Origin of the sequence: Azotobacter salinestris (assembly GCF_009363155.1) — a bacterium.
Lineage (GTDB): Bacteria > Pseudomonadota > Gammaproteobacteria > Pseudomonadales > Pseudomonadaceae > Azotobacter > Azotobacter salinestris.
This window is the reverse complement of record NZ_CP045302.1, coordinates 4,634,677-4,648,048: the sequence shown is the minus strand read 5'-3', so window position 1 is coordinate 4,648,048 and position 13,372 is coordinate 4,634,677. Positions and strand designations below refer to the sequence as shown.

Annotated in this window: 11 protein-coding genes; all 11 read right to left on the bottom strand. The window is 68.4% G+C overall.

Going from position 1 to position 13,372, the window contains the following annotated elements:
* Positions 1 to 46 precede the first annotated feature (46 nt).
* The 11 genes from GCU53_RS22005 to GCU53_RS21955 all read right to left on the bottom strand — a co-directional run bounded on the left by GCU53_RS22005 (position 47) and on the right by GCU53_RS21955 (position 13,369).
* Positions 47 to 1,804: a family 2A encapsulin nanocompartment cargo protein cysteine desulfurase gene (locus GCU53_RS22005; RefSeq protein ID WP_244306914.1), complete on the bottom strand. Its 1,758-nt coding sequence runs from the start codon at positions 1,802 to 1,804 to the stop codon at positions 47 to 49.
* The gene (locus GCU53_RS22000; protein WP_152389479.1) at positions 1,779 to 2,711 is read right to left on the bottom strand and encodes a family 2A encapsulin nanocompartment shell protein; all 933 of its coding nucleotides are present in this window, start codon (positions 2,709 to 2,711) and stop codon (positions 1,779 to 1,781) included. Before GCU53_RS22000 ends, GCU53_RS22005 begins: the two co-directional genes overlap by 26 nt.
* A 51-nt stretch (positions 2,712 to 2,762) precedes the next feature.
* Positions 2,763 to 3,704: a serine O-acetyltransferase EpsC gene (gene epsC / locus GCU53_RS21995; protein WP_167520117.1), complete on the bottom strand. Its 942-nt coding sequence runs from the start codon at positions 3,702 to 3,704 to the stop codon at positions 2,763 to 2,765.
* Between the two features lie 130 nt (positions 3,705 to 3,834).
* A complete protein-coding gene (locus tag GCU53_RS21990) occupies positions 3,835 to 4,356 on the bottom strand; it encodes a rhodanese-like domain-containing protein (protein ID WP_152389477.1) in 522 nt (173 codons plus the stop codon).
* 267 nt (positions 4,357 to 4,623) lie between these two features.
* Complete coding sequence (locus tag GCU53_RS21985) at positions 4,624 to 5,463, bottom strand: FHA domain-containing protein (RefSeq protein WP_152389476.1); 840 nt, start codon at positions 5,461 to 5,463, stop codon at positions 4,624 to 4,626.
* A 56-nt stretch (positions 5,464 to 5,519) separates the two neighbouring features.
* Positions 5,520 to 5,729, bottom strand: coding sequence for a hypothetical protein (locus tag GCU53_RS21980; protein WP_152389475.1), 210 nt, complete (start codon positions 5,727 to 5,729; stop codon positions 5,520 to 5,522).
* The gene (locus GCU53_RS21975; protein ID WP_152389474.1) at positions 5,726 to 7,246 is read right to left on the bottom strand and encodes a serine/threonine-protein kinase; all 1,521 of its coding nucleotides are present in this window, start codon (positions 7,244 to 7,246) and stop codon (positions 5,726 to 5,728) included. Before GCU53_RS21975 ends, GCU53_RS21980 begins: the two co-directional genes overlap by 4 nt.
* A 15-nt stretch (positions 7,247 to 7,261) precedes the next feature.
* A complete protein-coding gene (locus GCU53_RS21970) occupies positions 7,262 to 8,059 on the bottom strand; it encodes a PP2C family protein-serine/threonine phosphatase (protein ID WP_152389473.1) in 798 nt (265 codons plus the stop codon).
* Positions 8,060 to 8,252: 193 nt separating this feature from the next.
* Positions 8,253 to 10,169 (bottom strand): sigma-54-dependent Fis family transcriptional regulator, encoded by a 1,917-nt coding sequence (locus GCU53_RS21965; RefSeq protein WP_244306912.1) that lies wholly within the window; start codon positions 10,167 to 10,169, stop codon positions 8,253 to 8,255.
* A 364-nt stretch (positions 10,170 to 10,533) separates the two neighbouring features.
* Positions 10,534 to 11,040, bottom strand: coding sequence for an acetone carboxylase subunit gamma (locus GCU53_RS21960; protein ID WP_152389471.1), 507 nt, complete (start codon positions 11,038 to 11,040; stop codon positions 10,534 to 10,536).
* 10 nt (positions 11,041 to 11,050) lie between these two features.
* On the bottom strand, positions 11,051 to 13,369 hold the full coding sequence (locus GCU53_RS21955) for a hydantoinase B/oxoprolinase family protein (protein ID WP_152389470.1): 2,319 nt from the start codon (positions 13,367 to 13,369) through the stop codon (positions 11,051 to 11,053).
* Between the last annotated feature and the right edge of the window lie 3 nt (positions 13,370 to 13,372).

Below are 13,372 nucleotides of genomic sequence, written 5' to 3'. Positions count from 1 at the left end.
GGAAAAAAGACAGCCCCCGGCCGCACGGCCGGGGGCTGTCCTCGCTTCAGCGCCGGGTCGCCAGGCGCTGCACGGTACTCACCAGCAGATCGATCTCCTCGAAGGTGTTGTAGAACGCCAGCGACGGCCGCACCGTGGTTTCCACCCCGAAGCGGCGCAGGATCGGCTGCGCGCAGTGGTGGCCGGAGCGTACGGCGATGCCTTCGCGGTTGAGGGCAGCGCCGACCTCCTCGGTACGGTAGCCCTGCAGCACGAAGGACAGCACGCTGGCCTTGTTCGCCGCGGTACCGATCAGGCGCAGGCCGGGAATCCCCGCGAGCCCCTGGGTGGCGTACTCCAGCAGCTCGTGCTCGTAGCGGGCGATGGCGTCGAGGCCGATGCGCTCGACATAGTCCAGCGCCGCCCCGAGCCCCACCGCGTCGGCGATGTTGCCGGTGCCGGCCTCCAGACGCGCCGGCGCCTCCTGGTAGAGGGTCTTCTCGAAGGTCACATCGGCGATCATGTTGCCGCCGCCCTGCCAGGACGGTAGTCCGTCGAGCAGCGCCTTTTTGCCGTAGACCACGCCGATGCCGGTCGGACCGAAGATCTTGTGCCCGGAGAACACGAAGAAGTCCGCATCCAGCGCCTGCACGTCGACCTTCAGGTGCGACACCGACTGCGCACCGTCCACCAGCACCCGCGCACCGGCGGCATGCGCCAGGGCGATCACCTCGGCCACCGGGGTGACCGTGCCGAGGGCGTTGGACACCTGGGTGATGCTCACCAGCCTGGTGCGCGGGCCGAGCAGCCTGGCGTACTCGTCGAGGCGGATCTGCCCCGAGTCGTCCACCGGGATCACCTTGAGCCTGGCGCCCACCGCGTTGGCCAGCAGCTGCCAGGGCACGATGTTGGCGTGGTGCTCCAGGTGGGAGACGATGATCTCGTCGCCCGCGCCGATGAACTGGCGGCCGAAGGTATTGGCCAGCAGGTTGATGCCCTCGGTCGCCCCGCGCACGAAGACGATCTCCTCCGCCGACTTCGCGCCGAGAAAGCGCGCCACCTTGTTACGTGCGCCTTCGTAGGCATCCGTCGCCCGCGCCGCCAGTTCGTGGGCGGCGCGGTGGATGTTGGAGTTCTCGTGCTCGTAGAAGTAGGTCAGGCGGTCGATCACCGCCTTCGGCTTCTGCGTGGTGGCGGCGTTGTCAAACCACACCAGCGGCCGGCCGTTGACCCGTTCGGCGAGGATCGGGAAGTCCCGGCGGATCGCCTGTACGTCGAAACCGCTGCGGGCCTGTGGTTGGCCGGGTAGCTCGGGCGCCTGCTCCAGACGTGGCGTGGCCAGGTCGAGGAAGTAGAATTGCCCGCCTCCCGCTCCGGCCGGAGCCGGCGCGCTGAACCGTCCGGACGGCTCGGCGAGGATCGATTGCAGCAGCGTTTCCAACCTGTCACCACCCGGCACCGCCAGGCCGTGCGGATTGATGGCGATATCCGCGAAGCGCACCGGCTCGCCGGCATGGCCGCCTTCTTCACCGAGATAGTAGTACGGCGTGGCCGGCGCGCCCCCGGCCGACGGCGCCAGGCCGCCGGCCGCCGGGAAAGGCGACACCGGCGCGGCATGGGCCTCGGGCGCAGCCGCACCCGGACCGGCGGCAAGGCCCGCCGGAGCCAGCGCCTGCACGGGCGCGGCCTCGGGACGCGCCGGCGCGCTGTTCGGCAGGCTGGCGAAGAAGGCGTTGGCCAGCCGCGCCAGCTCCGCCACGTCCGGCAGGCCCGGCGTCGGAGCAGCCGCCGGCAGCGGATTATTTATAGGTGGCCGGATAGTCATGGTACTTGTCGACCTCCACGTCATCGAGCACGGCCAGGGCATCCTCGGTCAGCACCGCCAGCGAGCAGTACAGCGAGATCAGGTAGGAAGCGATGGCGTTGCGGTTGATGCCCATGAAGCGCACCGACAGCCCCGGGCTCTGCTCGCCGGCCACGCCGGGCTGATACAGGCCGATCACCCCCTGGCGCTTGTCGCCGACGCGCAGCAGGAGGATCTTGGTCCGCCCGCTCTCGTCGAACGGCACCTTGTCCGAGGGAACCAGCGGCAGGCCACGCCAGGTCAGGAACTGCGCGCCGAACAGGCTGATGGTGGGCGGCGGCACGCCGCGGCGGGTGCACTCGCGGCCGAAGGCGGCGATAGCCAGCGGATGGGCGAGGAAGAACGCCGGCTCCTTCCAGACTTTGGCGATCAGCTCGTCGAGATCGTCCGGGGTCGGCGCGCCGCTCAGGGTGGAGATGTGCTGGCTCGGGTCGACGCTGGCCAGCAGACCGTATTCCGGGTTGTTGATCAGCTCGTTTTCCTGGCGCTCCTTGATCGTCTCGATGGTCAGGCGCAACTGCTCGCGGATCTGGTCGTGCGGGCTGCTGTAGAGGTCGGAAACCCGGGTGTGCACGTCGAGGATGGTGGTCACCGCGTTGAGGAAGTACTCGCGCGGCTGCTCCTCGTAATCGACGAAGGTCTGCGGCAGCACCGCCTCGTCGCGCTGCGAGCAGGCGACCTGCACGTTCAGCGGGTTCTTCACCCGGTTCAGGCGAAAGATGCCCGCCTCCACCGGCGTCCACTGCAGCAGGTGCACCAGCCAGCGCGGGCTGATGGTGGAAAGCTGCGGGACGGTCTTGGTCGCGTTCGCCAGCTGGCGGGCGGCGCTGTCGCCTAGTGCCTGGCGTATGTCCTGAAAGTCACTCATGAATCGCTCCAGAAAGATTCGAATGAATGCACAGGGCCGGAAGCGTCGTCGTCATGACTGCTCCGCGTTGCCTGGCTGGTGTTGCAGGGTCGCCTGGGTGACGTTGCTGCCCGGAGGCACGCTGCGGGTCAGCCAGACGTTGCCACCGATGGTGGAGCCCTTGCCGATGGTGATGCGCCCGAGGATGGTGGCCCCGGCGTAGATCACCACGTCGTCTTCGACGATGGGGTGGCGAGCCTGGCCCTTGAGCAGTTGGCCGGACTCGTCGACGGTGAAGCGCTTGGCGCCCAGGGTCACCGCCTGATAGATGCGCACGCGGTTGCCGATCACCGCGGTCTCGCCGATCACCACGCCGCTGCCGTGGTCGATGAAGAAGCTGTGGCCGATCTGTGCTCCCGGATGGATGTCGATGCCGGTGGCCGAATGGGCGATCTCCGCGACGATCCGCGCCAGCAGCGGCACTCCGGCGCCATAAAGACGATGGGCCAGACGATGATGGATCACCGCCTGCACGCCCGGGTAGCAGAGCAACACCTCGTCGAGGCTGCGCGCCGCCGGATCGCCCTGGTAGGCGGCGATCACGTCGCTGTCCAGCAGCTGGCGCAGCTCCGGCAGCGCGGCGCCGAACTCGCGGACGATCTGCACCGCGCGCGACTCCAGATCCGGCTCGCGCTGCCCGCACTGGCGGGCGACGTAGTGCAGCTCCAGGCGCACTTGGCCGAGCAGAGCGTTCAACGCGCTGTCGAGGGTGTGTCCGACATAGAAATCCTCACTCTCCTCGCGCAGGTCGCTGGGGCCCAGGCGCATCGGAAAGAGTGCGCCACACAGCGCGGCGAGAATCTCCGCAACGGTCTGCCGCGAGGGCAGCTCGCGGCTACCCAGCTCGCGCGTCCGGCCGCAGCGCTTGCGCCAGTCGTCGCGGGCGGCGCGCAGTTCGTCGACGATCTGTTCGAGCTGCCAGTTCACCGGGCCGGGCGCGGGAGCCTCCGGCATATGCGAGACGCCGTCGAAGACAGCCTTGAGTTTGTTGGACATGAGGGAACCCTGCCGGCCGCGGAAACGGCCGGTCCTGAACGAGGATGGACGGGGGAAGAAGTGCCGGGAGCGTTTGGGTGAAGGCGGCTCAGTCCTGCACCCAGGGCAGGCCCCAGTGCCGCCAGCCGCCGCTTTCGCCGCGCTGCTGATGGGTATCGAGATCGCCCTCAAAACCTTCCAGCACGTTGAACACCTGGGAGAAACCGGCCGCCGTAGCCGCGGTCGCCGCTGCTGCGGAGCGCTTGCCGCTGCGGCAGAGCAGCACCAGTACGCCGTCGCGCCCTGCTTTGCCGGCCAGCTCAATGAGAAAGCGCGGATTCCTGATCAACGTCGGGCCGCTTTGCCAGGCCACATGCAGAGTATCCGGCACACGCCCGACGAACTTCAGCTCTTCGGCGCTGCGCACATCCACCAGGGTCGCCACGCCAGCCTGCAATAGCACCCAGGCCTCCGGCGGATAGAAACTGCCGGCATAGGCCAGGCCGTCGGCAACGGCGCGGGCGCGAGCCCGGGCGAACAGCTCCGCCGGACGGGCGGCGAGCACGGCGGACAGGTCGACGGGGCGCCGGATGTCTTCGGCGATATGGGGAGCTGGGGCAGCGGCTGGCATTGGTGAGTCCTCCGGTTGACTGGTCGAGGCCCGGCAGCCCATCCGCCGCACCACGTTGCGGGTTAATGTATGCCGCCCACTTATTCCAAAAAAATAATTTATTATTTTATTTATAAAACTTTTTTGAATATAGAATCACTGGCGTGAGCAGCCAGCATCTTGGCCTTCCAATGCCCGTAGTTGGTGGCGAACTGCCCGGCAAGACGCCAGCCATCCTGACCGGCAGGGTCCCTTCTCCAAAGAAAACAGGGTGCTCCGGATGATTTCCTAGCGAAAGAGCACCACCAGCACCGCTGCCACCGCCAGCAGCGCCCCGCCGGCCAGCAGCCCCAGAGCCAGGGGGCTGGAGTCGGCCTTCGCTTCCGGCTGGGGCGCGGCCTGGGCAGCGTCGTGCAAAGGGTTGGCGACGGGTGCACGGCCGCTCGCCTTGGGCTTTTCCGGCCTGGGCAGGTCGACCGCCTCCATGAACAGCGTGGCGTCCTCGTCCTCGGTCTGCTGCACCTCGACCTTGGGGCCGATCACCAGCAGGGTCACCGAGCCCATGCGCACCTGGTCGCCGGGCTGCAGGACGGCGCTCTCGATGCGCTTGCGGTTGACGTAGACGCCGTTGGCCGAAGCCAGGTCCTTGATTTCCAGCACATCGCCCTTGAGGAAGAACTCGCCGTGGCGGCGCGACAGCTCGGGGTCGCTGAAGCACAGCTCGCACCGGGTCGAGCGACCGAAGGTCATCGAGCCCTGGACGAGGAACTTGCGCCCCTCATGTTCGCCCTGGATCACCTGCAGGAACCAGCGCCGAGTGGCCTCGGCCCTGGGCCTGGCCTTGCTCGGGTCGAGCAGCAGCAGCTCCACGGCGCCAAGGCGCAGCAGGTCGTCGGCACGCAACTGGTAGTGGCTGGCGATGCGCGTGTCGTTGACGAAGGTGCCGCTGTCGCTGTTGCAATCGTGGAGGTAGTACTGGGCGTTCTGCTGGCGGATTTCCGCATGGAAGGCGCCGATGCCCGGATCCTCGAGTACCAGGTGGTTGCGCCGGTCACGGCCGATGGTGAAGCGTTCCTCGACCAGCCAGATGGGCGCCTGGCGACCGTCTTTGAAGTGCAGCTTGAGCATATGCGGTATGAGCCCTGTTCCTGTTGCGCAGACTCGTTGGGGGCGGCGACTGTCCGTCAGTTGCCGAATAGGTTGTTCCAAGCCCGCTTGATCGGATTGCCGTCCTCGGGGGGCGGCTCGCTGCGCGGCACCGACGTTCGCTGTACGGGCCGGCTGGCCTGGGCCGTCTTGGCCGCCCGCGCCGAGGCCAGCAGTTCCCGGTGCTCCTCGCGCATCTTCAGCAGCTCGGCGTTTGCCGGCTCGGCCTGCAGCCCGCGCTCGATCATCTCCAGAGCGCCGGGGAAATCCCGGCGCCGGTAGGCGGTATTGGCCAGATCGCGGTACTGGCTGGCGACGCGGTGCAGGCCGGCCAGGGCCTGTTCGTTGGCGGCGCCCAGCCGAGGATCTGCCGGTAGTAGAAGACCGCGCTGTCGTCTTCGGGGGTCAGCAGGCGCTTGTCGGCGATGCTCTGCTCGGCGCGCGCCAGATAGCCGGCGATCCGCGCCTCGAGCAGGCGGCGCAGGCCGTCGAGGGCCTCGGCATTGTCGGCCTCCAGCGCCAGGACGTGGCGGTAGTAGTGGTCGGCGCTGTCCTGCGCCGGCTCCAGCAACCGCCCTTCGGCCAGTCGCTGCTTGCCGAGGGTCAGGAGGCCGCCGATGTGCGCGGCCCGGACCCGCTCGAGGCCGGCCAGGGCCGCCTGGCTGCGCGCATCCAGGCGCAGCACCTCGCGGAAGTAGTGCTCGGCGCTGTCCTGCGCCGGCACCAGCAGTTGCCCCTCGGCCAGGCGCTGCTCGGCCCTGGCGAGGAAAGCCTCGACCTGCCGCTGCTGCTGCCAGTAGAAGCCGCCGCCGGCCAGCGCGCCGCCCAGCACCAGCACGCCGAGTACGACAGGCCAGCGCACACGGCGCGGCTGGCGCGATGCGGGCCGAGCCGCCGGGGCTTCCTCTTCGCTGCGGCTGGCGCTCAGCTGCAGACCGGGGCCGAGACGGGTTTCGTCGGGATCGCCCAGCTCGATCGCCTCCAGCGCCGCCAGCAACTCCTGGCAGTTGGCGAAGCGCTGCTCGGGCTCCTTGGCAAGCATGCGCTCGAGCACGCCGCGGAACGGCCCGAGCGAACCGGGCAGACTCGGCAGCGGCAGCTGCACATGGTTCATCACGGTCTGGGTGTAGTTGCTGCCGCGGAAGGGGTTGGCGCCGGTGAGCATCTCCAGCAGGATCACGCCCAGGCTGTAGATGTCGCTGCGTGCATCGAGCGGCAGGCACTGCGCCTGCTCCGGGCTGCTGTAGGCCGGGCTGCCGACGGCGATGCCGAACTGGGTCAGTTCGCTGTCGAGATCCAGATCCTTGACCACGCCGAAGTCGGTGAGCACCGCGGTGCCGTCGCCGCGGAACAGGATGTTGGCCGGCTTCACGTCGCGGTGCACCAGCCCCTTGGCGTGCACCACCGCCAGGCCGCTGGCGATCTGCCGGACGATCTCCAGGGCCCGCTCCGGGGCGAACAGCTCGCCCTTGTGGCGCGCCAGGTCGCCGCCGGGCAGGTATTCCATGGCCAGATAGTGGCGACCGTCGGGCAGTTGGTCGATGTCGTGGATGGTGATGATCGAGGGGTGGTGCAGGGACGCGACCAAATGCCCCTCGCGGATGAAGCGCAGGATGAAGCTCTGGTCCTCGGGCTTGCCCAGAACCTTGATCGCCACCTGACGCTGCAGCGACTGCTGGGTGGCCAGGTAGACCGCGGCCATGCCGCCCTTGCCCAGCAGGCCATGCAGGCTGTAACCGGGAATATCAAGCACGCTGTCGTTCATGGAGTCGGGCGCCGATCATTTCTTTGCGGATTTCAACAACTTGCGGAGAAAACTGCGCGGCCGCTCGGCCGCGGCCTGCACCGGCGGCGGCGAGGTCAGCCCCAGCGCGATGCAGGAGATGTTGTCGCTGCCGCCCATGCGGTTGGCAGCCTGGACCAGGCTGTCGACCAGGACGTCGAGAGTGGCGGCACGGGCGCACAGCTGGCGGATCTGCGCGTCGCTCAGCTCGCGGGTCAGGCCGTCGCTGCACAGCAGCAGCAGCTCGCCGTGGCCGAGACGGCCCTGCACCAGCGCCACCTCGAGCGCCTCGCTCTGACCGAGGCAGCGGGTCACCACGTTGCGCAGCGGATGGCGGCTGGCCTCCTCGGGGGTCAGCCGGCCGGCGTCGATCATCGCCTGTACCCAGCTGTGATCGTGGGTCAGTTGCTGGATGGAGCCGGCCTTGATCCGGTAGACGCGGCTGTCGCCGACCCAGGCGAGCTGGAAATCCGCACCGGCGAAGCGCACCGCAACCAGGGTGGTGCCCATGCCGCGACGCCCCTCCTCGGCCTCGGCGGCGGCGAGGACGGCGGCATTGGCGCCCAGTACGGCACTGCGCAGGTCCTGGCCGCGAGCGATCAGCCGGCGCAGGGTTTCCAGCGCCAGGGCGCTGGCCACCTCGCCGCAGTGATGTCCGCCCATGCCGTCGGCGACCGCCCACAGACGCAATTGCGGACAGCACAGCAGGGCGTCCTCGTTGTGCGTGCGCACCCGGCCGGCGGCCGTGAGCGCCGCGTATCCCAGGCTGGGAGCGGAAGACGGGGTGATCGACATGGCGGTGTACTGTCTCGGTGACGGCGCTGCGGCTGGAGCCGACGAGGTGAATGGCTATTCGCCAGTAGCATACTCTGCCGTTAACGCCCGGAAAGCCGCTTGCCGGGCACGACGCCGGGAAGGTGAAGGAGCGCACAGTTTGGCGGGGGACGGGCGAGCCGTACCCTCCTCCACGCGGCCCTGTCCGGCGCCATCATTCGAGCCGCAGCCGCTCGCCGGCTTCCGCTACACGGGACATGCCGTACTTCCTGAGCCGCAGGTACAGGGTGCTCTTGGCGATGCCCAGCACCCTGGCGGCCTGGGTGAGGTTGCCGCGACTGCGCTCGATGGCCTGCCGGATGACCTCGCGCTCGGCCTCCTCGAGTTGCCCCTCGACCAGCCCGGCCGCCGCCCGTGCCGACTGGCGCAATTCGTCCGGCAGATCGTCGCGGGTCAGGCAACGCCCGCCCAGCAGCAGCATGCCCTCGAGGACATTGCGCAGCTCGCGCACGTTGCCGGGCCAGTCGTAGGCCATCAGCGCCTGCAGGGCCTCGGGGTCGAGTTCCGGCAGCGGTCGCCCGTGCCGCTCGGCCTGGCGCCTCAGGATATGCGCGGCCAGCAGAGGGATGTCGTCGCGCCGCTCGCGCAGCGATGGGATGCGGATGCTGGTGACCGCCACCCGGTAGAACAGGTCCTGGCGAAAACGCCGCTGGGCCACCTCCTCGCGCAGATCCCGGTGGGTCGCCGCCACCAGGCGGAACTCGACCCGCCGCGGCTCGCACTCGCCCAGCCGGTAGATCTCGCCCTCCTCCAGCGCCCGCAGCAGATGGCTCTGCAGATCCAGCGGCAGCTCGCCGATCTCGTCGAGAAACAGGGTGCCGCCATGGGCCGCCTCGATCTTGCCCTTCATGCCGCCACGCCGGGCACCGGTGAAGGCGCCCTCGGCATAGCCGAACAGCTCGCTGGCCAGCAGTTCGCGGGACAGGCTGCCGCAGTTGATGGCCACGAAGGGGCCGTCGCGGCCGATTCCCGAGTAGTGGATGCCCTGGGCGAACGCCTCCTTGCCCACGCCCGTTTCGCCCTGCAAGAGCACCGGCACATTGCAGCTGGCCAGCTGCTGCGCCTTGTGCACCGCCGCGGCCAGCGCCGCACCGTTGCCCACCAGGCGGGCGAAGCCGACCTCCCGCTCGCCCGGCACGCTCTTGCGTGGGTGGTGAACGGCCAGCGCCCGGGATGGCCGGGCAGGCCAGGGAATGCGCACCAGCATGCCCAGCACCTCGCTTCGCGCCTGGACCGGCTGCAGCCAGTCGCCGGGCAGCCAGGCGGGCAAGGGCCCCGTCGGGCGCCCGTCCGGCCCGAGCGCGAGGGCGGGCAGCCGGCAGGTGCCGCGGATGTCGAGATCGATGCCACGGGCCGCCAGGGCCGCCGCCCCATGCAGGTTGCTGCGAACCAGAAAGCCATGGGGGTCGAAGAGCAGCAGGCCTTCGTCGCGATGGGCTGCCAGTTGCTCGACGCTGAGCTCCAGCAGGCGATAGCGGCTGGCCATCTCGTGCTTGGCCAGCGCCGACTCGATGCGGTGGGCGGTGGTCACCGCCAGGGCCAGGGTGTGCCGGCTGAAGCTGCGCGACTCGCCGGAGACATCCAGCGCGCCCAGGATATGCCCGTCGCGCGGGTCGCGGATGACCGAGGCGGAACAGGTCCAGCGCTTGATGCCCTCGCAGAAATGCTCCGCCGCATGGATCTGCACCGGCTGACCCAGCAGCAGCGCGGTGCCGATGGCGTTGGTGCCGCAGAGCTTCTCGTCCCAGGGGCTGCCGGGCATCAGATGGATACGTTCGGCCTGGCCGAGGGTGGCGTAATCGCCGCTCGCCTCGATCACCATGCCGTTGCTGTCGGCCAGCAGCATGATGTTCCCGCTCTGCGCCATGAGCTCGCGGGCCATGGCCATGACCGGCATGCTGGCATCGAGCAGGCGTCGGTGCCGATCGCGAAGGGCTTCGAGCTGCGCCTCGGTCAGCGGCTCCGGGGCCTGCCGCAGGCCCGGATCGACCCGGCTGTCCAGGCAGCGCCGCCAGGACTGGTCGACCGGAGGACGCACGGCCAGATCGCCGGGCAGATCCGTGCCCCTCACAAAGTGCCGCCAGGCGGCCCTTATCCGTTGGTCATCCTCGGGACAGGAAAAGACTCCTTTCGGTATGAGCGAACTCATCAGCCATCACCCTTGATTGTTATTGTTCTTGGCTTAGCCCTGCGAGCGAAGCGTCCACAGTGTCCTTACTGCAGCGGGCATCTGAAGATATGCAATGCCGTAGAAACTGCAAGGCATTCTAGACAGGAATCCACCCGTCCGATCCGGCAATCGTCCCGGCGCTTCGGCGAGTACGGACAGGCGGCAGCCGCTGGCCGGTCAAGGCCAGCGGCGGGATGCAGGCCCCGGGACGGGGCCTGTCGGCAGGCTCCCCGGCGAACGCCGGGGAGGCAACGGGCTCGCACGCTCAGTCGGCGCGCTCGGGCAGCGGCATCTCCAGCCAGTCGCGGTAGAAGGTGTCGATGTCCGGCTCGAAGTCGTGGATCACCGGATACCAGGGGGTCGGCGCCTCGACGTCGAGCTGAGTGGCGCAGTGCGGGCAGTAGTACTCGCGGTAGACCTGCCACTGGGTGTCCGGAGCGAGCAGCGTCGGGTAGACCTCCTGCATGCTCTCCGGGGTGTCGCGCACGTGGATGTTGGCGAAGAGCTTCCAGTTCTCCCGGTAGTCGCAGAACTCGTGGCCGCAGCGGCACTTGGTCACCCAGCGCTTGCTGGTCGCCGACTGCACGATGTACAGCGCCGGCCCCAGCGGCAGGACGATGCGGTCCGGCCAGGCGACCCGCTCCTGCAACACCTCCAGGTAGAGACGGAAGCGCTCGCGGTCCTTGGGCATGGTCAGCATGCGGGTGGTGGTGTCCCAGTCCAGGCGGCCGTCCACCAGGTTCTTCACTTGTTCCTTGGTATAGGTGCTCATCTCGCGCTCCTCATTCTTCCACTTGAACCACGGTATGCACGTCGGGCAGCAGGGACAGGTCCATGCGGTGCTTGGCGCCGTAGACCGGCACGCCCAGTTCCTCCTCCTTCAGCGTCCAGTCGGCGGGCAGCTCCCAGAACGCCTTGAACCGGGCGAGGAACTTCTCGGAGAGGGCGAAGCTGCTGGCGAACATCTGCTGCACCGGTGCCGAGGCGTGCTTGGTGACGATCCGCTCGCGTTCCTCGCGCATCCACTCGCGAGTCGGCTGCGAGCGCTGCAGGCGCTCGGCGCGGATCTGCTGGCGGCGCGCCTCGGTGCCGGCAGCATCTACCGACCAGAGGCCCTTGGCATCCTGGGCGATCACCGCGCCGTAGACCTTCTCGGCGTAGGCCGGCAGGACGAAGCCCTGGTTCAGGTCGTCTTCGATGGCGGCGATCTCGCGCTCCAGCGGGTCGCCGAACCCCGGGCCGCCGCGCAGGTAGTTGAGGTAGAGATCGTGGTTCTCGTAGCAATCCTCGGTGGTCATGCACTGCTTGTCGCGCTTGACCCTGGCGGTGGCCGCGATGTGCTGCTCGTAGGCCGGCTCGGCGGGATCGCGGTCGCCGCCCAAGGGCAGCGACAGGCCCTGCTCGATGCGCTCCTTGAGACCGGTCCGGTGGGCCTCGAAGCGGTAGCCGGCGGCGGCCGGGTAGCCGCCCATCAGGCCCCAGTCGGAGTTCATGTAGCCGTTGCCCATGAAGAACATGGTCCAGTCCTCGGCGTTCCAGACCATGCGCAGGGTCTCGAAGCCGCAGCCGCCGCGGTACTTGCCGTAGCCGCCGGAGTTGCACTTGACGTTGCGGCCCAGGTACAGCAGCGGCTCGGCCATCTCCCAGATCTCGATGTCGCCCATGTCGCCTTCCGGGTTCCAGATCGCCGCGGCGTGGTTCAGGCCGTCGCGGATCGCCATGGCGCCGGTGCCGCAGGACGAGGCCTCGAAGCTGTTGACCGCGTGCACCTCGCCGTCCTGGTTGATGCCGCCGCCCTGCAGCCAGTTGGAGGTATTGGCGTTGCCCGAGTTGACCTCCTCCAGGTAGCCGCGGCTGTAGTAGGCCTGGCCGAGGCCGCGCCACAGGGCGCTCCAGCCGGAGACCAGGAAGTGCCAGGCGTAGGCGTGGCCGGTGCGGCGGTCGTCCGGGTTGCACCAGGCGCCCTTGGGCAAGTGAAACTCGGTGCCGAAGCAGGCGCCGTCGTTGATCCGCTGGGTAGGCACCAGGGTCTGGGTCATCATCACCCAGATGCCGCTGGTGAAGGCCACGTGGTGGGCGTTGAAGGTGTGCCAGCCCCAGCGGCTGGAACCCTCGAAGTCGAGGCGCCAGCTGGCGTCCGGGCGAATGGTGATCTCCACCGGCGAGTGCATGATGGTGTCGACCTTGGCGAAGGCCGAGGAGGTCTGCACGTCCTCGTGCTTGAACGGCACGTCGACGAAGGCCACCTTGCGGTAGGTGCCCGGCAGGGTCATCGCCTTGATCCGCGACTGCAGCCCGCGGCGGCCCTCCTCGATCACTTCGAAGGCGAAGCGCTCGTAGGCCTCCAGGCCCTCGGCGGCGATGATCTCCTCGACCATGCCGCGGATCATGTGGCAGCCGGCGATACGGGTGCGCTCGTCGAGGATCCAGTACTTGGGCGTGCGCACCGAACGCTGCGACTCGTGCAACCAGTCGCGCAGCGGCTGGTCGTTGACCCCGGTCTTGCGGCAGGTGATCTGGTAGCCATCGCCGAAGCGCTGCACCTGGCCGGTGGACATGGAGCCCGGGGTCACTGCGCCGGTGTCGATGACGTGGGTGACGCCGCCGACCCAGCCGACCAGCTTGCCGTGAGCGAAGATCGGCACGATGGTGGCGATGTCACAGGGGTGTACGTTGCCGATCGAGCAGTCGTTGTTGGTGAACATGTCGCCGGGGGCGATGCCGGGGTTGCTCTCCCAGTCGTTCTCGATCATGTACTTGATCGCTGCGCCCATGGTGCCGACGTGGATGATGATCCCGGTGGAAGTCAGGATGCAGTCGCCCACCGCGTTGTAGAGGGTGAAGCAGAGTTCGCCCTCCTGCTCGACGATGGGACTGGCGGCGATCTTCTTGGCAGTCTCGCGGGCGTGCACCAGGCCGCCGCGGATCTTGGAGAACAGCTTCTCGTAGCCGATCGGGTCGCTCTCGCGGAACGGCAGGCTGCTCAATCCGTTGTAGAAGCCGGTTTCCCTGGTGCGTTGCATCACTTCGCCGCGGAAAGCCTGCAGGGTCTTGCCGTTGCCCAGCAGCGAGCCGGGCGCGTTCTTGGCCAGCATATTCATGTG